General features: G+C 60.5%; 13 protein-coding genes. 9 read left to right on the plus strand and 4 right to left on the minus strand.

Going from position 1 to position 19,951, the window contains the following annotated elements; all coding sequences use genetic code 11:
- The first annotated feature begins 85 nt into the window (after positions 1–85).
- Complete coding sequence (locus tag FMN63_RS07970) at positions 86–739, plus strand: SGNH/GDSL hydrolase family protein (protein WP_148583414.1); 654 nt, start codon at positions 86–88, stop codon at positions 737–739.
- 91 nt (positions 740–830) lie between these two features.
- On the opposite strand, the gene ybiA is transcribed toward FMN63_RS07970, so the two are convergent.
- Both ybiA and FMN63_RS07980 read right to left on the minus strand, forming a co-directional pair.
- Entirely contained in the window at positions 831–1,322 is a 492-nt protein-coding gene (gene ybiA, locus FMN63_RS07975) for a riboflavin biosynthesis intermediates N-glycosidase (protein ID WP_148583415.1), read from the minus strand.
- Between the two features lie 286 nt (positions 1,323–1,608).
- The gene (locus tag FMN63_RS07980; RefSeq protein ID WP_205513911.1) at positions 1,609–1,872 is read right to left on the minus strand and encodes a DUF1674 domain-containing protein; all 264 of its coding nucleotides are present in this window, start codon (positions 1,870–1,872) and stop codon (positions 1,609–1,611) included.
- Positions 1,873–2,027: 155 nt separating this feature from the next.
- On the opposite strand from FMN63_RS07980, the gene htpX reads away from it, so the two are divergent.
- From htpX to FMN63_RS08005, 5 genes are all read left to right on the plus strand, one after another.
- Positions 2,028–2,996 carry a zinc metalloprotease HtpX gene (gene htpX / locus FMN63_RS07985; RefSeq protein WP_148583416.1) on the plus strand — a complete coding sequence of 323 codons (969 nt, stop codon included), beginning with the start codon at positions 2,028–2,030 and terminating at the stop codon, positions 2,994–2,996.
- A gap of 164 nt (positions 2,997–3,160) precedes the next feature.
- A complete protein-coding gene (gene rsmB / locus FMN63_RS07990) occupies positions 3,161–4,537 on the plus strand; it encodes a 16S rRNA (cytosine(967)-C(5))-methyltransferase RsmB (protein WP_148583417.1) in 1,377 nt (458 codons plus the stop codon).
- Positions 4,538–4,746: 209 nt separating this feature from the next.
- Positions 4,747–6,423 carry a heparinase II/III family protein gene (locus FMN63_RS07995; RefSeq protein ID WP_148583469.1) on the plus strand — a complete coding sequence of 559 codons (1,677 nt, stop codon included), beginning with the start codon at positions 4,747–4,749 and terminating at the stop codon, positions 6,421–6,423.
- A gap of 75 nt (positions 6,424–6,498) precedes the next feature.
- Positions 6,499–8,115 carry a bifunctional phosphoribosylaminoimidazolecarboxamide formyltransferase/IMP cyclohydrolase gene (gene purH / locus FMN63_RS08000; RefSeq protein ID WP_148583418.1) on the plus strand — a complete coding sequence of 539 codons (1,617 nt, stop codon included), beginning with the start codon at positions 6,499–6,501 and terminating at the stop codon, positions 8,113–8,115.
- A gap of 239 nt (positions 8,116–8,354) precedes the next feature.
- Positions 8,355–10,466: a methyl-accepting chemotaxis protein gene (locus FMN63_RS08005; RefSeq protein WP_148583419.1), complete on the plus strand. Its 2,112-nt coding sequence runs from the start codon at positions 8,355–8,357 to the stop codon at positions 10,464–10,466.
- Positions 10,467–10,552: 86 nt separating this feature from the next.
- On the opposite strand, the gene FMN63_RS08010 is transcribed toward FMN63_RS08005, so the two are convergent.
- Positions 10,553–11,923 carry an MFS transporter gene (locus tag FMN63_RS08010; RefSeq protein ID WP_148583420.1) on the minus strand — a complete coding sequence of 457 codons (1,371 nt, stop codon included), beginning with the start codon at positions 11,921–11,923 and terminating at the stop codon, positions 10,553–10,555.
- A 352-nt stretch (positions 11,924–12,275) separates the two neighbouring features.
- Positions 12,276–17,087, minus strand: coding sequence for an NAD-glutamate dehydrogenase (locus FMN63_RS08015; protein ID WP_148583421.1), 4,812 nt, complete (start codon positions 17,085–17,087; stop codon positions 12,276–12,278).
- A 107-nt stretch (positions 17,088–17,194) separates the two neighbouring features.
- Between FMN63_RS08015 and FMN63_RS08020 the strand changes: the two genes are divergently transcribed.
- The 3 genes from FMN63_RS08020 (at position 17,195) to leuD (ending at position 19,496) form a co-directional block, all read left to right on the plus strand.
- Positions 17,195–17,761, plus strand: a complete 567-nt coding sequence (locus tag FMN63_RS08020) for a peroxidase-related enzyme (RefSeq protein ID WP_148583422.1) — start codon at positions 17,195–17,197, stop codon at positions 17,759–17,761.
- Positions 17,762–17,900: 139 nt separating this feature from the next.
- Positions 17,901–18,851 (plus strand): N-acetyl-gamma-glutamyl-phosphate reductase, encoded by a 951-nt coding sequence (gene argC, locus FMN63_RS08025; RefSeq protein ID WP_148583423.1) that lies wholly within the window; start codon positions 17,901–17,903, stop codon positions 18,849–18,851.
- 39 nt (positions 18,852–18,890) lie between these two features.
- A complete protein-coding gene (gene leuD, locus FMN63_RS08030; protein WP_148583424.1) occupies positions 18,891–19,496 on the plus strand; it encodes a 3-isopropylmalate dehydratase small subunit in 606 nt (201 codons plus the stop codon).
- The last annotated feature ends 455 nt before the right edge of the window (positions 19,497–19,951 follow it).

Genomic DNA, 19,951 nt, shown 5'->3' on the forward strand with positions numbered 1-19,951 from the left:
GTAGAAAATGAAAGTTGCGGAACTTTCGGCAGAAACGAAGTCCGCCGGCTTTTTCAACAGGGCGTACACCTGAGCAGGGTCCATGATGTCGGAAACAAGAAAAGATCCCGTCACCGTTGTTTGTTTCGGCGATTCCCTCACCTGGGGCTTCAACCCGGTCGACAAGTCCCGCTATGGCCACGATGTCCGCTGGACCCGGCTTTTGCAGAAGGAACTTGGCGACGGGTTTTATGTGGCGGAAGAAGGCGTCAACGGTCGAACGACGGTCTTTGAGGATCCGGTCAAGGGCGACAAGAACGGCCTTGCGCATCTGGCGACCGTCCGCAAGACGCATATGCCCATCGACATTCTGATCATCATGCTCGGTACCAACGACCTTCAGGCCCGCTTCGGCATGAACGCGGAAACAATCGCGATTGCCATGGGACGCCTTCTGGATTTTGCCCGCAGGCCGACGGACGATGTCGAAGGACGGGCGCCGAAAGTGCTGTTGATGGCGCCGCCGCCGCTGGCGCCTCTGGCAGGAACGCCTTACGCGGCACAGTTCAGTGACCTGAGTGTCGCCGAATCTCATCGCCTGGCAGACTGTTACCGTGAGAAGGCGGCGGAATATGGCGCGGCGTTTTTCGATACGGGCACGGTCATTTCGGCCAGTCCGATCGATGCCGTACATTTCGAGGCAGAACCGCAGGCAGACCTCGCAAAGGCTGTCGCGGCGGAGGTGCGGAAACTCGTCTAGAAACGAAGCCAAGAATTATCTTTGACATGCAATCTATGGTCCTGACAGTCCCGAGGTCAGCGAAGAAATCAGGCTGCCTGTCACGGTAAAATCAGTCGGTTTCAGCCAGTTTGATTTCCTCGTATCCGCTAAATGGGCCTTGCAAGCTGCCATCGGGGGCCAGGACGGCGCGCAGCTCCATTAGCAAGGACCCCAACATATTCTTACCGGAGCCATCGCCGCCGTCCGCCCAGAAGTGGTCATGCGGTGTGTGTTCAACGAGATCCTGCCCCTTTGTTTCCAACAGGATTGTGCGCAGGTCGTTGTGCTGCGTGAACTTTGCCAAAAGCGCCGTTCTCATGACGTCGAGTTTGATGTCTTCCCAGTCGGGCCTGAGGGGGTGCTTTCGGCTCCGGCCGATTTGTGCCGCACGCATGGGTGACGGGTCACGGCAAATCTTGTCATGCAACGCAAGGTCACTGAATTTTTGCGCCTGGAAATAGTGTTCTGACGTCGGCCAGACCCGCCCGATCTGAATCGGATGCGGTGAAAAATTAGAAAAGCAGCCATAGGCATCGTTGATGCTGTAAAACCTGATCGTCATCTGCCAGTCCTTAAGAAAATCAATTGATATCAACTGCAATTTTCAAGTGGGGGCGGCAACTTACCCTTCAAGAGGCAGAATTGCCACCGTCACGGTGAAGACCGGATTGGTCTTTATCAGCCGAGTGGCACCGCGTTGCATATCCCGAGTGTCACAGGAAGTGATCAGCCTTCGCAGGAAGTCATGCTTTCCTTCGTTCTGGCGGAAGAGCGTTTCCAGAAACGCGGTGTCTTTGCCGTCCCATGCGTCAAGTTCTTTAACAAGCAAACAGGCCAGGACCGGCTTCTCAGAAGTCCGACGTCAATCCCTTGATCTCCCAATCGTCGTAGCGGGTGGGTTCCAGCCCGCCGCGTCCGTTGATCTCTTCGGGCAGGTTCTGCTGTCTGGCGTCGATTTCCTTGCGCCGTTCCTCGGCTTCCAGCAAAGCGCGCTGGGCGGCCGGCGGCAGGTCTTCGAATGTCCGCTTCGGAGCTTCCTCGACCGAGGTCTTCAGGGAAGGAGCGTCGCTCTGGCTGTAGCGGCTCGTCGGGCTGTCCGGTGTTTCTGTCATGGCTCTTCGTGGTCCGGTTCTGCGGTCTCGTCTGGCGTATATAGGGTAATCTTGCCAAGGATGGCAGCACTCCCCATCTGTTGAAAGGATAGAAAGGCCAAAACGTGCCCTTCTGCAAGCAGTCGTAATTGGAACAGAAACGGAAACACGCGGCGATGAACTATATTCGCACAGCAATGCTTCTGGCGGCGATGACCGCCTTGTTCATGGGGATCGGTTTCATGATCGGCGGTCAGTCGGGCATGCTGATCGCGCTGCTCATTGCGGCCGCCATGAACCTGTTCAGTTACTGGAACGCGGACAAGATGGTTCTGCGCATGCATCATGCGCGGGAGGTGAACGAGCGCGAAGCTCCCGAATTCTACCGCATGATACAGCGGTTGGCACAGAATGCCGAACTGCCCATGCCCAAGGTCTATATCATCAACAATCCGCAGCCGAACGCCTTTGCGACCGGCCGGAACCCGCAAAATGCCGCCGTGGCCGCGACAACCGGGCTGCTCGACATGCTGACGCCCGATGAAATTGCCGGCGTGATGGCGCATGAGCTGGCGCATGTGAAGCACCACGACACGCTGATCATGACGATCACGGCGACGATTGCCGGTGCGATTTCCATGCTGGCCAATTTTGCCTTCTTCTTCGGCGGCAACCGCAACAATCCGCTCGGCATCGTCGGGGTCATCCTGATGATGGTCGTCGCGCCGCTGGCGGCGATGGTGGTGCAGATGGCGATTTCCCGGACCCGCGAATATGCGGCCGACCGGAGGGGGGCAGAGATCTGCGGTGAACCCATGTCGCTCGCATCCGCGCTGGCGAAAATTTCGCGGGGTGTCGAACACATCCACAATCCGGATGCGGAAGCCAATCCGGCGACGGCGCACATGTTCATCATGAACCCGCTGTCCGGTGAGCGCATGGACAACCTTTTCTCGACCCACCCGAACACCCAGAACCGCATTAACGAATTGCGCAAGCTGGCTGACGCGGGTCTGGGCACCGGCGGCAGGAGCGGTCCGACGTCGTTTACCCGCCAGGCTCCGCGGCAGTCCGGTCCCTGGGGTAGCGCCGGTTCAACCGGTCCATCCAGCGAACCGCGCCGCCCGAAAGGACCGTGGGGATAGGTTTCTGTCCCCCGGAAGGTCCGGCTCCACGGCAAAAACAGCTTTGCCGGAACACTGCCCGGCTCTAATATAACCAGATGCGCCGCGACCGGCAGACCGGTCTGCGGCGCTTGATTTTGATACCGGCCGCAACAGCACGGCCGGCTGCGTGAATGGATTGACCCTTGACCAAACGGCCCAATAACAAACAGAAGCCAGCCGGCAAACCGGCAACGGAACAGGCCGAAAAGCCGGGGTTCGCCGCGCGCAAGGTGGCTACCGATATCCTTGGCAACGTCGTTCACAAGAAACGGCCTCTCGACGGCGAGTTGGACATCGCATCCGGTCATTCCGGGTTTCGTGCGCTCGCTGCCAACGACCGCTCGCTGGTGCGCGCGATCATCGGTGCAGCCTTGCGCCATCGGGGGGAGATTGCCGAAATTCTGGACCGCTTGCTCGACCGGCCGATCCCGGAAAAGACGGGGCGGGTTCTGGATATTCTGCATGTGGCCATTGCCCAGATGCTTTTTCTCGACATTCCGGATCGCGCAGCGGTCTCTCTTGCTGTCGACCATGCCGGCTTCGACCGCCGTGCCCGGCCCTACAAGGGTCTGGTCAACGGTGTGCTGCGGCGGCTGGGGCGCGAGCGGGACGACGTAACGGCCGATCTCGACGCTGCCGTCCTGAACACGCCTGACTGGATGATGGAAAGCTGGCAGGCGGCCTATGGAGCGGAGACGGCGCGCGAGATTGCGCAGGCTCACGAAAATGAAGCCGCGCTCGATCTGTCTGTAAAGGCGGATCCGGAAGGATGGGCCCAAAAGCTGGACGGCCAGATCGTGGGGGCAGGCAGCATCCGCGTTGTGCGCAAGGGGGCTGTCGACGCTCTGGAAGGGTACGGCGACGGGCAATGGTGGGTGCAGGACGCCGCTGCGGCGCTTCCCGCTCGTCTGCTGGGCGACGTGAAGGGTCTGCGTGTTGCCGATCTTTGTGCCGCACCGGGCGGCAAGACCGCGCAATTAGCCGCCGCCGGCGCTTCCGTCACTGCGGTTGATATTTCGAAAGCGCGCTTGAAGCGCCTTGAAGAGAACATGAGCCGGCTTGGCCTGAGTGTTGAAACGGTTGCGGCGGATCTTCGGGCCTTCGAGCCGGAGGAGCCCTTTGACGCGATCCTGCTCGATGCGCCCTGCAGCGCAACGGGAACGATCCGCAGGCACCCCGATGTGCCCTGGATCAAGAAGCCCTATGACATTGAAAAACTGACGGAAATCCAGAGTGAGCTGTTGGACAGGGTGATCAGTTGGGTGAAGCCGGGCGGCCTGATCGTCTATTGCACGTGTTCGCTGGAAGCGGCCGAGGGTGAAGCCCAGGTGTCCGCTTTTCTGGACAGGCAGAGCGGGAAAATCGAGCTGGTTCCGGTCGACGCCGGCGAGGTGGGCGGTCTTGCCGATTGTGTCACGCAAGAAGGCTATCTTCGCTGTCTGCCCTGCCATAGCGCCGCCGTGGACCCTGTGAGCAAGGGCATGGACGGCTTTTTTGCCGCAAGAGTCCGCCGGTTTTAACGCGGAATAAACTGTTCACTTGCAATGATTCTTTAAATGAAATGCTAACCTTAATGGTTCGTTTCCAGAAATAGATACCGGAGACACCCCATAAACGCGCAAAAACCATCAGTTTTGGAGATGGTTTGGTGAATACTGCAAGCCTCAGTGAAAGAAGCCGCGTCTGGCGGCTCTTGGCCCTGCATATTTGGCAACGCTCCTTGAAATGGATGCATGGCGGGCCGCTGTTCCGCATGCGTCCGTTTTCGGCTGTGCCTGCGCGCCTGCTCCTCGCGCCGCAGGATCTGCGTACTGCTGACGCGACAAATGCCGCCGATATCTACGGCGGTCGCTTTCTGTTTTCCGGCCATCTGGTGGAAACGCAAGGCAGATCTCCGTTCGAACTGAAGGCCGTTCATGAAGACTGGCAGCGCGAGTTGCACAGTTTCGGCTGGATGCGGGATCTTCGGGCCGCCGACAGCCAGATCTCCCGGCAAAATGCCCGGGCTCTGGTGGAAGACTGGATCAGGTTCTGCGGCCGTTGGCACGACATCGGCTGGGAAGCGTCGGTCGTCACGCGCCGCATCCTGTCCTGGCTGGCCCATTCGCCCTTCATTCTTCAAGACGGCGACCACGAGTTCTACCGCAGTTTCGTACGGTCGCTGGCCCGTCAGGTGCGCTATCTGCGCCAGACCATCAATGAAACGGAAGACGGCGTAGAGCGCCTGCATGCGGCGCTGGCCATGGCCTCTGCCTGCATCTCCATGGCCGGGCAAGGCCGTTTCGCGCGCCAGAGCATCCGGCGACTGGATCAGGAGCTGACGCGCCAGATCCTGCCGGATGGCGGCCACATATCGCGCAATCCGAAAGCGCTGATCGACATTCTGGCGGATCTGCTGCCGGTTCGTCAGGCCTTCGTGGCCCAGGGGCTGGAAGTGCCGCCGGCCATGGTGCAGTCGGTGGACCGGATGATGCCGCTCTTGCGCTTCTTCCGTCATGGCGACGGGGCGCTTGCGCATTTCAACGGTATGGGCTCCACGCCCAGCGATCTTGTCGCGACCATTCTGGCGTATGACGATGCACGCGGCGCGCCGCCGCTCAACGCGCCGCATTCGGGCTATCAGCGTCTCATTGGCGGGACATCCGTCGTCGTGATCGACACCGGCCCTGCCCCTGCGGTGGGTGTTTCCCGCGACGCCCATGCAGGCTGCCTGTCCTTCGAGTTTTCCTCCGGCAGCAACCGCATCGTCGTCAATTGCGGCGTTTCACCCAAGTCCAATCCGGCCTGGCGCCGGGTCAGCCGCTCGACGCCCGCTCATTCAACGGCGGTGATCGAGGATACGTCTTCCTGCCGGTTCCTGTCCGACCGGCCTTTCGGGCATATTCTGGGCGCTCCCATCCTGTCCGGACCGGTCAAGGTGCCGGTGGAGCGGGAAGACGATGCTGCCGGAAGCCGGATCACCGCCTCCCATGACGGCTATGCGAGCGAGTTCCACGTTCTGCATGAAAGGGACATTCGCCTTGCAGGCGATGGCACGGTGCTGGATGGCATCGATACGTTCTCGGCAATCGCACAGGTCGACCGGGAAAACCACTATGCGATCCGTTTTCACCTGCACCCGGGCCTGCGCAGCTCGCTCATCCGGGGCGGATCGGCGGTGCTGCTGGTCTGCCGCGATGGCGAAGCGTGGGAATTCGAGGCGCCGGGTACGGAAGTCATGCTGGAAGAAAGCATCTATCTGTCCGATGTCTACGGTCATCGCAAGAGCGAGCAGATCGTGATCACCGGTGCCGTGCTCGAAGCCCCTTCGGTCGGGTGGCAGTTCCGCAAGACGGCGACGGCGAAGCTCAGCCGGCGCGGCACCAGCGATTTCGATGAGCCGGACGAGCTGCCGCTGGAAGAATAGAGACCTTCCGCTTTTGCTGAAGACGTGATAGGGCGACGGCAATTCCCGGATCGTCCCCTATTGCGAGGCAAATTCATGGCCATTGTGTCCAAAGCCGTACCTGTTCCCGAGCTGGTTTCCGTCAAGCGTGCGCTTCTGTCCGTCTTCGACAAGACCGGCCTTGTCGACTTTGCAAAAGCGCTGTCCGAGCGCGGTGTCGAGCTGGTTTCCACCGGCGGTTCCTACAAGGCGCTGAAGGAAGCCGGGCTTGCGGTTCTGGATATTTCCGAAGTCACCGACTTTCCGGAAATCATGGATGGCCGCGTGAAGACGCTGCATCCGAAGGTGCATGGCGGTCTGTTGTCGGTCCGTGACGATGCGGACCACCAGAAGGCGATGAGCGAGCATGACATCGTCGGCATCGACCTCTTCTGCGGCAATCTCTATCCGTTCGAGGACGTTGTCGCCTCCGGCGCCGACTATGCCACCGGTATCGAAAACATTGACATTGGCGGTCCGGCGATGACCCGTGCGGCTGCCAAGAACCATGCTTATGTCACCGTCGTCACCGACCCGGCCGACTACGATGCGGTGATTTCCGAGCTTGATGCCAACGACGGCAAGGCACCGCTGGCGCTGCGCAAGAAGCTGGCACAGAAGGCATTTGCCCGGACGGCTGCCTATGATGCCGCTGTTTCCAACTGGATGGCGGATCAACTGGACGAGGCAACGCCCGCCCACCGCGCGGTTGGCGGCAGCCTTGCCGAAGTCATGCGCTATGGCGAAAACCCGCATCAGACGGCCGGTTTCTACACCACCGGAGAGCAGCGTCCGGGTGTGGCCACGGCCAGGCAGTTGCAGGGCAAGACCCTTTCCTACAACAACATCAACGACACGGACGCCGCGTTCGAGCTGGTGAGCGAGTTCGATCCGGCCCGCACGAGCGCCGTCGCCATCATCAAGCATGCCAACCCTTGCGGCGTTGCCGAAGGCACCAGCCTGAAGGAAGCTTACGAGCTGGCCCTGCGCTGCGACCCGGTTTCCGCCTTTGGCGGCATTGTTGCCCTGAACCAGACGCTGGACGCTGCTGCGGCGGAAGAGATCGTCAAGATGTTCACCGAAGTCATCATCGCGCCGGATGCCGATGATGCGGCACGGGAAATCATCGCGGGGAAAAAGAACCTGCGCCTTCTGGTCACCGGCGGCCTTGCCGATGCGCGCGCCAAGGGCCTGTTCGTCAAATCCGTCGCTGGCGGTCTTCTGGTCCAGTCACGCGATAATGGCGTGGTCGACGACCTTGACCTCAAGGTTGTCACCAAGCGCGCTCCGAGCGAGCAGGAACTGGCTGATCTGAAATTTGCCTTCCGGGTCGCCAAGCATGTGAAGTCCAACGCCATTGTCTATGCCAAGGACGGCGCGACGGTTGGTGTTGGCGCCGGCCAGATGAGCCGTGTGGATTCCGCGCGCATCGCCGCTCGCAAGGCGCTGGACGCGACCGAAGCTGCAGGCCTTTCCGAGCCGCTCACAAAGGGTTGTGTGGTCGCCTCCGATGCCTTCTTCCCGTTTGCCGATGGTCTTCTGTCCGCAGCCGAAGCCGGTGCGACAGCCGTGATCCAGCCGGGCGGGTCCATGCGCGATGAGGATGTGATTGCGGCAGCCGACGAGGCAGGCCTTGCAATGGTGATGACCGGCATGCGTCATTTCAGGCATTAATTTCTGACATTCGTCGATTTGAAGGGTCGGTTTCCGCGAGGACCGGCCCTTCTTTTTTGGGTATACCTTTCTGCTTTACGTATTAGCTAGATATTAATCTGAAATTTCATCTAAAAAATACCGCAACAACACGGAAAATTGGGTTCGCTGAAGACCTTGTTAACGCACGGTAGGGTAGTGTGACGTAAGTTTCGGCAGGTATTGGCCTGCCTTTTTCTTGCGATTCACGGAGATTGCCGGTGTTTGGACGCGCGAAGGTCACAACAAAGCTAATAGGAGCCAGTGCGGCTACCCTTACTGTCGCCCTGGTGGTCGGCATTAGTTTTATCGCATGGGAAGCTTCCCGGATTACAGGAGACCTGGCGCGCTCGGAAGCCGAGGCCGTGGCGCGTGAGCAGGCCGAGTTTGTGCAGAACGGTCTGGAAAACGGTCTCAAGTCCGCACAGGCATTGGCGAGTTCCCTCAGCGGCATGAAAAAAGCCGGTGTGATTGATCGAGAAGCCTGGAACTCTGTTGTTGAAAACGCAACGCTGACCAACATGGATCTTGCTGGCACCTGGGGCGTGATCGCCGGTGACAAGCTTGACGGCAGGGACGCGGAGTTGAAGGGCAACGAGAGATGGGCTGTCGGTGGACAGTGGCAGCCCTACTATTTCCGCAAGCCGGACGGCACCCTGACCTACCGGCCGATCGAGGAAATCACCGTCGGAGACTTGAGTGACGCCGGCGACCTCTGGTTCAACGGTGCCTATGTGTCCGGCAAGGACTACATGACGGAACCCTATAACTGGGATGCCGACGGCAAGGTCGTGACCGGCGTGTCGTTCTCATCCCCAATCCGCGACGGCGGCACGGTCATCGGTGTTGCTGGTGGCGATATTCTTCTGACCCCGCTGTCTGAAGTGCTGGGCAAACAGCGCCCGCTGGATACGGGGTCGGTCCACCTCCTGTCTCAGAACGGCGTCTGGATCGCTCATCCGGATCCGGCAGTTCTCGGCAAGCCGTGGACGGAAGGCCGATCTGAAGCCGATCTCGCCGTGCAGGACAAGCTTCTGGCGGCGGTCAAGAACGGCGAACCCTTTGCCTATGACGGATACTCCAACACGCTCGGCACCGATGTGCACCGTATCGTCATGCCGGTCAGCGTGACCGGTACCGATGCCAAGCTGGCCGTTGTGGTCAACGTGCCGCTTTCAACCCTCAATGCGGCATCATCCTCGATCACCACCATGATTATCATCGTGGGTGTCGTGCTGCTCATCGTGGTGGCATTGTCCATCTACTTCGTCGGTAACACCATTGTTCGCCGCCCGCTGGAACGCGCCGTTGGCAGCATTCAGGCACTTATCGACCGCCGCTATGACGAGCCGATCCAGGACACGGACCGCCACGACGAAATCGGCGAGATCAGCAATGCTCTCGAAGTGTTCCGCGAAAAGGCGCAGCAGGCCGAAGCCCTGGCCGCCGAGCAGGAAGAAGCACAGCGCCAGCAACTGGCCCGCGCAAGCCGGATCAGCGAGCTGTCGCAGAATTTCGACCGCCAGATCTCCGAGCTGACCCAGACCGTGATGCATCAGGTGCAGGACCTCAACGCGGCGTCGGTGACGCTGACGGCGGGTGCCGACGACACCAGCGAAAAGAGTACGGCAGTGGCCGCCGCCTCCGAAGAAGCCTCGTCGAACGTGGAAACGGTCGCATCCGCTGCAGAGGAGCTGATGGCTTCCGTCGGCGAAATCTCCCGCCAGATGACACAGTCCTCGGAGATTGCGTCGCATGCCGTGGAGCAGGCCAAGTCGACAAACAGCAAGATCGAAGGGCTCGCGGAAGCTGCCAACCGGATCAGCGAAGTGGTCAAGTTGATCACCGACATCGCCGAGCAGACAAACCTTCTGGCGCTGAACGCGACCATCGAAGCGGCGCGTGCCGGGGAAGCCGGCAAGGGCTTTGCCGTTGTGGCCGCCGAGGTGAAGGAACTGGCCAACCAGACAGCCAAGGCGACCGAGGAAATCTCGCTGCAGATCCAGTCGGTGCAGACGGAAACCGCCGGTTCTGTCGATGCCATCAAGGGCATCTCCGAAACAATCGAAAAGATGAACGAGATTTCTTCGTCCATCCAGTCTTCGGTTGAACAGCAGGGTCTTGCCACCGACGAGATCGCCCGCAACATCCAGGAAGCCTCCAACGGCACCCAGGAAGTTGCGCAGAACATCGTCAAGGTGGCTGCCTCGGCAGACGACACCGGCAGCGCGGCCCGTCAGGTTTCGGCCTCCGCCAACGTGCTGCAAACGGAAGCGGACCGCCTCAAGCAGGAAGTCGAAGGCTTCCTTGCCAACGTCCGTCAGGTTGCCTGACGCAAGACCTCACCAGAGCAAACATCAAACGCGCCGGATTTTTCCGGCGCGTTTTTGTTTGGGCAACACCCACCCCGGTGCGCGTTTTATCGCTCCCGCACTTTCAGCAGCAACATCAGGCCGATGCCGAAAAACACCAGGATGACAGACATGCCTGCCGGTTGGCTGGCTGTGAGCGCGGTTACCACGCCAACGGTGAGCGGAGCGAGGAAGCTGGTGACTTTTCCTGACAGGGCCAGAAGGCCGAAATACTGGGTTGCGTGCTGAGGCGGGGTAATGCGGACCAGAAGACTGCGGCATGAAGCCTGCATGGGGCCGGACACCGCGCCAATGACACCGCCAAGGGCAATGAAGACCTGTTCCGGCAGAGACGCGAAAAGCGCGCCTTCAGGGGCCGCGGCGGTCTTGATGACAAAAAACACCGTTGTCTTGTCGATGGAGATGATGCCGAGGCCGCAGACCATCAGAACGACAAGCGAGAAAACGATCACCGGCTTGGCTCCAAAGCGGTCGTCCAGCGGCCCGCCGAACAACAGGCCAAGGGTCCCGGTGACGGTCAGGATGATGCCGAAGGTGCCGATTTCGATGGAGCCCCAGCCGAGCTGGCCAGCGGCATAGATACCGCCGAAGGCGAAGAGGGCGACGAGACCGTCCTTGAAGATCATGTTGGCGAGAAGGAACAGGAAAATGTTCTTGTTGGTTCGTGCCTGAGCCAGGCTCGTGAGCAGGGTTGCCACTCCAGTGCGAACGGCAGGGCCGATTTTCGACTGATGCGGTACATCCGGCACGAACAGGAACATCGGCAGGACGAAAACAAGATACCAGAGCGCTGAGAACGGACCAGCGGCCCGGTCGCCTTCCCGTGTCGCTGCATCGAGCCCCAGGACCGGCTGGAAACCGAGCAGGGTCTTGCCCGTTTCGGGGCTGGCAGCGAAAAATCCAAGCGCTATCACAAGGGTGATCAGGCCGCTGGCATAGCCAAGCGCCCAGCCGAAGCTGGACAGGCGCCCGATGCGTTCCGGCGGCACCAGCGAAGGCATCATGGCATTGTTGAAGACGGTAGCGATTTCGATGGACAGCGTGCCGATGGCAAAGGCGACGAGGGCTATGGCGATGCTGTTCGGGCTTCCCGGTGCAGCGTACCAGAAGGCCCAGCAGCAGATGACGAAGGGCAGCGAGAAGACAAGGATCCAGCGTTTTCGCCGTCCGGTCGCATCCGCAACGGACCCCAGAACGGGAGCGGCAACGGCAATGCACAGCCCGGCAGCCGCGGTGGCGTATCCCCACAGCGACTGGCCTTCGGCGGGCGTCGCAGCCAGAGTCGAGGCAAAATAGGGCGCAAAGACGAAGGTGGTAATCAGCGTGAAGAACGGCTGCGCCGCCCAGTCGAACAGCGCCCAGGAAAGAACGGTGCGCCTGTTGGATGCCTGAAAGGGAATGTCTGAAACGGGGGTCATGGAACGGGCAACTCGCTACCTGGAGGATCAAGACCGGGACGAGCCCAATTCATTCCTGTCTATCGCTTCCAGGACCTGAAGCCTACAGCCGTTTGCGAAAATCCGGTGTCTGTTGCAGGAGTGAGTTTCGGTTGGCGTATGCGGCCCATCCTTCGAGACGCCGCTTGCGCGGCTCCTCAGGATGAGGGTGTGGGAAGGTAGGCCTCTCACCAGCCTGGCAACACATATCACCTCATCCTGAGGAAGCGCGTAGCGCTGTCTCGAAGGATGGGCCACTTGCTCTGGGTGCTTAAAGGAAATCGAAAAAGGCCGGCAGCGGAACTGCCGGCCCTTTTGTCTGGTGTGCTGGCGTTTACGCGGTGCCGCAGATTTCTGCGAGCAGGCTGGCCGCCACGGAGAATTTCGACACGCTGAGGCCGCCGTCGAGGATTTCAGAGACCGAGCGCTTGCGCCGGCCCACTTCCGCCTCGTGTTCTTCCAGCCAGCTTGAGAAACCGCCTGCCCGGACTGCGGCGATGGCCAGCGCCCGCTGAGCGGAGACCAGCGTTGCCTGTGCACGGTCGAGTGCAAGGCCATCGTAATAGTCCCGGACGTCGAGATCGTTGGCCAATTCGATGATCGCACCGAGCTGGAAGTGGTGGGCGACCTCGAAATAGGCTTTTGCCGCCGTATCGAGATCGGCCTCCGTTTCTTCCGAAACGATGACGATGTCGGGAATGGCCCGTTCCGCCGGTAGCCAGGCGATCCGCCGTGCCAGGCCTTCGGGAACGCCCTGGTTCACATAGGCCGCGGTGCGGTCCGCCAGGACTGCAGCGGGCTCTTCCGGCAAGACCGTCTCCAGACGGCCGCGCAGCACGGCAATGCCGGAGCGGAACCGTTCGACGACTGCGGACAGTCCCTTGTCGAAGGAGACGTTGCGCTTGAACCAGACCACCCGTTCCAGAAGCAGCGACTGGATTTCCGAGTAGAGTTCCAGCTGCAAGGCGCCGTCGATCTTTGTGTCGAGCTGGTCGATTTCCGTGTTGAGGTCGGTCAGGTCATAGCTGTTGCGCACGGCGACGAAGCCCTGCGCGATTTCGGTCGCCGTGGCGTCGGTCTGATCGCGCAGACGGGTGATGAAGGTGGGTCCACCCCGGTTGATCATCGAGTTGGCCAGCATCGTGGCGATGATTTCGCGCCGCAGCCTGTGACCGCTGATCTCGTCCTTGTAGGTATCGGCCATCTGGTCCGGGAAATAGCGGAACAGTTCGCGGGCGAGATAATCATCATCGGGAACCGAGCTTTCCAGAAGCGCGTCAAAGAGCGTGATCTTTGCATAGGCCAGCAGCACGCCCAGTTCGGCGCGGGTGAGAAGCAACCCGGCCTTGCGCATTTCGTCGAGCGTTGCCTCGTCCGGCAACTGTTCGACAACCCGGTCCAGAAGGCCGGCCTGTTCCAGTTGCCGCATCATGCGCACCTGGTAGCCGAAGTCCTCCATGCCGCGCAGTTCGGTCATGGAGATAGCCAGGGTCTGCAGGTAATTGTTCCGCAGCACGAGCTCGGCGACCTCGTCGGTCATTTCGGCCAGGAGTTCGTTGCGTTGCTCGATGGTCAGCTTGCCGGATTTGACGGCGGCCCCGAGGGCGATCTTGATGTTGACCTCCATATCCGAGGAGTTCACCCCGGCGGAATTGTCGATCGCATCGGAGTTGGAGCGGCCGCCCTTCTTGTTGAACGCGATACGGGCAAGCTGGGTCAGGCCGAGGTTCGCGCCTTCGCCGATCACCTTTGCGCCGACTTCCGACGCGGTGATGCGGATTGGGTCGTTGGCGCGGTCGCCCACATCGGCGTCCGTTTCGGATTTGGCGCGGATGTAGGTGCCGATGCCGCCGAACCACAGGAGATCGACTTCCATCCGCAAGATGGCCGTCATCACTTCCTGCGGTGTTGCGCTGGCCTTGCCCAGCTTGAGCAGGGCCTGCATTTCCGGCGAGAGCGGGATGGACTTCAGCTGGCGTGAGAAGATGCCACCGCCCTTGGAAATCAGGTCGGTGTTGTAATCCTTCCAGGACGAACGCCCGAGGTCGAACATCCGCTTGCGTTCTTCCCAGGTTTTTGCCGGGTCCGGATCCGGATCAATGAAGATATCCCGGTGGTCGAAAGCGGCGATCAGACGGGTTGCCTTCGACAGCAACATGCCGTTGCCGAAGACGTCGCCGGACATGTCGCCGACACCGGCCGCCGTGAAGGGCTCGCTCTGGATGTCGCGGTTCATCTCGCGGAAGTGCCGCTTGACCGCTTCCCAGGCGCCGCGTGCGGTGATGCCCATCTTCTTGTGATCGTAGCCGGCGGATCCGCCGGAGGCGAAGGCGTCGCCAAGCCAGAAGTGCCGGCCTTCCGAAATGCTGTTGGCCGTATCGGAGAACGTGGCCGTGCCCTTGTCGGCGGCCACCACCAGATAGGGGTCGTCCCCGTCGTAGCGCTGCACCCGCTGCGGCGGCAGGACGGTGTCTTCGTCCAGGTTGTCGGTCACGTCCAGAAGGGCGTTGATGAAGATCTTGTAGCTTTCCGTGCCTTCCTTGAACCACGCGTCACGATCGCTCATTGGCGGCAGGTTCTTGGGCACGAAACCACCCTTGGCGCCGACCGGAACGATCACCGCGTTCTTCACCTGCTGTGCCTTGACGAGGCCCAGCACCTCGGTGCGGAAATCCTGCGGCCGGTCGGACCAGCGCAGGCCGCCACGTGCAACCATGCCAAAGCGCAGATGCACCCCTTCCACGCGCGGGCTGTAGACGAAGATTTCCCGGAACGGGCGCGGTTGCGGCAGGTCGTCGATCCGGCGGCTGTCGATCTTGAAGGCGAACGTCGGCTGGGGCTGACCGTCGTCGTCGAGCTGGTAGAAGTTGGTGCGCAGGATCGATTCGATCGCATTCTGGAACCGGCGCAGGATGCGGTCGTCGTCAAGGCTGGCGACCTCTTCCAGATCGGCGGTCAGTTCGCCTTCCAGCCGTTCTGTTCCGAGGTCCCGGTCTTTCGCGGTGACATCCGGGTTGAAGCGCAGGTGGAACAGTTCCACCAGCTTGGCCGTGACCTTCGGATAGTTGTTGAGCGTCGACCACATGTAGTCTTCGGAAAAGCGGATGCCGGCCTGGCGCAGATACCGCGACAGGGCGCGGATCACCGCCACGTCGCGCCAGGCGAGATCCGCCGTCAGCACCAGGCGGTTATAACCGTCGTCCTCCGCCAGCGCGGTCCACACCGCCATGAACATGCTTTCCAGCCGGGATTGCAGCTGGTCGGAGAAGACAAAATCTTCGCCGCTGCGTGATTCCAGCGTCATCTCATGGAGATAGGAAAGGGGGGCGTCGGCGGGTGTAACGCGGTAGGTCCGCTCGTTGATCACCCGGAAGCCCATGTTTTCCAGCAGCGGCACGCGTGCGGACAACGGGATCGGCGAACCGCGGTGATAGACCTTCAGCGACAGGCGGTTTTCACTGGTGCCCGACTGGCGATAGAAGGTAATCGTTGTTTCGTTGGTGTCGGACAGGGTTTCCAGCTTGACGATGTCGAACAGCGCGGACTGGGCGTTGTAGACTTCCTTGTAGCCGCCATGAAACGACAGCGCGTAGCGGTCGGCCAGCTTGCGGGCCTGCGCCGGTGAGAATTCGTCCTTCAGTGCGTCGCGTACGCTGTCGGACCAGGTGCGCACCATGTCGGCAACGGCCGCTTCCAGCTCTTCCTGCAGCGGCTTCGGTGTTTCCCCGCGATCACGCCCGATGATGTAGTGAACCCGCGCAAGCGGGCCTTCCGGATAGGTGACATACCAGGCCGAGACACGCCCTTCGTAGACCGAGGCCAGATAGGTGCCGACATTCAGGCGCACCTCGGTGGAATAGCGGTCACGCGGAACGAACACCAGAATGGAGACATAGCGGTCGAACTTGTCTGGGCGGGACAGGACACGGATACGCGGACGCTCGTCGAGCTGCAAAATGGCGATGGAAAAGTCGAACAGGCGGTCGCGGTCGATCTGGAACAACTCGTCGCGCGGGAAGGCTTCCAGAACGTTTCGCAGCGCCCGGCCGGAATGGCTTTCAGAGCCGTAGCCGGCGCGGGCCAGCACGCTGGCAACCTTGCGGCGCAGGAACGGGATGGTGCTGGTCGGTTCCGTGTAGGCGGTGGAGGCGAACAGGCCGACGATACGCAGTTCACCGTTCATCTTGCCGTCGTCGTCATAGAGCTTGGCGCCGACGTAATCCATGTGCACGCGCCGGTGCACGGTGCTTTTCACATTGGCCTTGGCGATGATCAGCGGTTCGGGTTTCTTCAGGAACTCGCGGATTTCCGGCGTGATCTGGACGAACTCGGTGCCACGGCGCAGCACGCGCACGTCCGGATCGGACAAGAGGCCAAGGCCGGTGCCTTCGTGGGGCGACAGCTCGCCCTCCTCGACACCGCCCTCGAACATGTATTCGCGCATACCGAGGAAAATGAAGTTGTCGTTCTCCATCCATTCCAGGAAATGGATCGCTTCCCACAATTCGTCGCTGCTGCCGGGAATCTGGGTGGTCTTGTAGGTGTCGATGGCTTCCGCGAGGCGTTCCTGCATCGGCTTGAAGTCGGACACGACGGCGCGGACATCGGACAGCACCTTGTCGAGCCGCGCCTTGAGGGTCGCACGGGCTTCGGGCGAATCGATCCGCGTCACGTGAATATGAATGAGGCTTTCCTGCCGGTCGGTCCGCTTCGGCGGCTTCTTGCGGGCCGTGGCCGATGTCAGCTTGCCGTTTTCATCCCGTTCCACGATGAAGATCGGATGCAGGACCAGATGCACCTCGATCTTGCTGTCCTGCAGCTCGTCCATCACGGAATCGACCAGGAACGGCATGTTGTCGTTTACGACCTCGATGACCGAGACGCCCTTGACCTTGCTGCCCTGTGCCTTGAACGCCGGGTCGGCGATGCTGACGCGATGTGTGCCGAGCTCGTGATTCTGGAAATCCTGCCAGGCTTCACGGGCAAAGCCGATCAGTTCCTCCGCGGTGTAGGCCACAAGGTCTTCCGCGGCGCCCCGGTCATAAAAGGCGCTTGAAAACTCGGCGAGAGCCGGATCTTCCTGATTCAAGGTTGCTTGGACCGCGTCGATGATCTTCAATTTCTCGACGTCGTGTTTGTCCGGCATTTTCCATCCCCTTAGGCGATCTTACGGTTTGGCTCTGTCGCTGGCTCGTTTTAAGACTTAAGTTCGTATTTCAACGACATAAACGGTTTCATGATGGGAGGAGCAAATTGTCAAGTAAAGTCACGGCCTTGCAAATCGATTCAAGTGTAACATTGAGTGAAAAGACACAGGCTTATTTCGATCTGTGCCAAGAGAAACTGGGGCTCGTGCCCAACGTTCTCAAGGCCTATGCGTTCGACGAAACGAAGCTGCGCGCCTTCACTGACATGTACAACGACCTCATGCTGGGCGAGTGTGCGCTCTCCAAGCTTGAAAGGGAGATGATTGCCGTTGCGGTTTCCGCGGTCAACCGATGTTTTTATTGCCTGACTGCCCACGGGGCAGCGGTGCGCGAACTTTCCGGGGATCCCGTGCTGGGTGAACTGATGGTGATGAACTACCGGGTCGCAGATCTTTCGCCGCGGCAGCGGGCGATGCTCGACTTTGCCGTCAAGCTGACGGAAAAGCCGGCAGAGATCGTGGAAAGCGACCGGCAGGCCCTGAGGGATGCCGGGTTTACGGATCGCGATATCTGGGACATCGGTTCGGTGGCAGCCTTCTTCAACATGACCAACCGGGTGGCCGCCGCCTCCGACATGCGTCCGAATGATGAGTATCACTCAATGGCCCGTTGAGATAACGCAGTGGCGCGCGGCGGTGACAAGCCGCGCGATTGGGTGTATGACGCTTGCGATTTTACACTGATCGGCGTGGAAACTTTCGTGTCTTGCGGCTCGAACGTCACGGCGATCCCGAGAAGGAGAGGAGCGGGCTATGGTTGCGCGCGTGTTTATTGATGGTGAAGCCGGTACGACGGGTCTGCAGATCCGCGAGCGCCTTGCCATGCGCCGCGACCTTGAGCTGATCTCCATCCCGGAAGACAGCCGGAAGGATCCGGCTGCCCGGGCCGATTATCTCAACAAGGCCGATGTTGCCATTCTTTGCCTGCCGGATGCGGCGGCCAAGGAAAGCGTGGCCCTGATCGAAAACGACACCACTCGCGTGATCGACGCCTCCAGCGCCCACCGCGTTGCCGAGGGCTGGGCCTACGGCTTTGCCGAAATGGATCTCGATCAGGCCGACATCGTCGCCGCCGCCATGCGTGTCACCAATCCGGGCTGCTGGCCGCAGGGGCTTATCGCAGCGGTGCGTCCGCTGGTCGCCGCAAAGCTGCTGCCCTCGGACTTCAACCTGACCTATTTCGGCGTCTCCGGTTATTCCGGTGGCGGCAAAAGCATGATTGCCGATTACGAAGCTGCAGGCACGGGCGTCAACGCGGTTGCGCCTTACGCGCTTGGCTTCAACCACAAGCACCTGCCGGAAATGACCGAATACGGTCTGCTGGATGCAGCGCCGCTGTTCACGCCGACCGTTGGCAACTTCTACAATGGCATGCTGACGGTTGTGCCGCTGAACCTGGCCGGTCTGGCGACCATTCCGACCGGCGAGCAGCTGCACGCGGCCATCGCGGATCATTTCGCTGCTGCGGCCGATGGTTTCGTCGAAGTGGCACCGCTGGAAGGGCTGGAGAAATCCGACAGCCTCAACCCGCAGGCGCTCAACGGCACCAACAAGCTGCAACTGCACGTCTTTGCAAATGAAGCCAGGGCGCAGGCCGCCATCGTTGCGGTCTATGACAACCTGGGCAAGGGCGCGTCCGGTGCGGCCGTCCAGAACCTCAATCTGATGCTCGGCGTCGACCAGACCACCAGCCTTGCTGCGTGAGCGGGCATCCGTTTTCAGGCCTTTCAGGAGAGAAGAAGAATGGAAAAATTTGAGACCCTGACCGGTGTCGCGGCACCGTTGCCGATCGTCAATATCGACACGGACATGATCATTCCGAAGCAGTTCCTGAAGACGATCAAGCGCACCGGTCTCGGCACTGCGCTGTTCCATGAAATGCGCACCAACGACGACGGTTCGGAAAACGAGAATTTCATTCTCAACAAGGCAGCCTATCGCAATGCCAAGATCCTGATCGCCGGCGACAATTTCGGCTGTGGCTCCTCGCGTGAGCACGCTCCCTGGGCTCTTCTCGATTTCGGCATTCGCTGCGTGATTTCAACGTCGTTCGCGGATATCTTCTACAACAACTGCTTCAAGAACGGCATTCTGCCGATCCAGGTTTCCGAAGACGAACTCGAAACGCTGATGCATGCCGCTGAACGCGGCGCCAATTTCACGCTGACGATCGATCTGGAAAATCAGGAGATCAAGGGCCTGGAAAGCGGCGCCATCGCCTTCAGTATCGACAGCTTCCGCAAGCATTGCCTGACCAACGGCCTCGACGACATCGGCCTGACCATGGCCAAGGCCGGAGATATCGACACCTTCGAAAGCAAGACGGGCAACGACCGCCCCTGGGTCTAAGCCTCGTTGCATAGCCAAATTGAAAGCCGGGTGGTGAGGCCCGGCTTTTTTGTATTTCATGTTTTTGCCCGCTCAAGCCGCACGGCTCTTCGCAATAGCTTGTTTCTCAAGGGGTCGATCCTCAGGACGGTGATAACGGCAATCTCACCAAGCCGCCCCGCCCCGAAGCCTGTGGACCTTGTCATCCCTGCGAAGGCAGGGATCCAGTATTCACTGAGTTCGCAAGGTTTTCCAATCCTGGCCTCACGGCGTACTGGATCCCGGTCTTGCCGCTGACGCGACAAACCGGGATGACAACCAGGCGGGTTTGAGTGGCTCTAACCTTGGTCTGTCTGTCAGGATTGGTGCATGCGGGGCCGCCGAAATCAGGATCGGCAAATTCGCTGCGTTGGGCTTGCTGGTGCGCAGCTTGTCGAAACGGCCATAGTCCCTCTTGTCGGGCGATCCACCGGGGG

It is taken from the genome of Stappia sp. BW2 (genome assembly GCF_008107695.1).
GTDB lineage: Bacteria > Pseudomonadota > Alphaproteobacteria > Rhizobiales > Stappiaceae > Roseibium.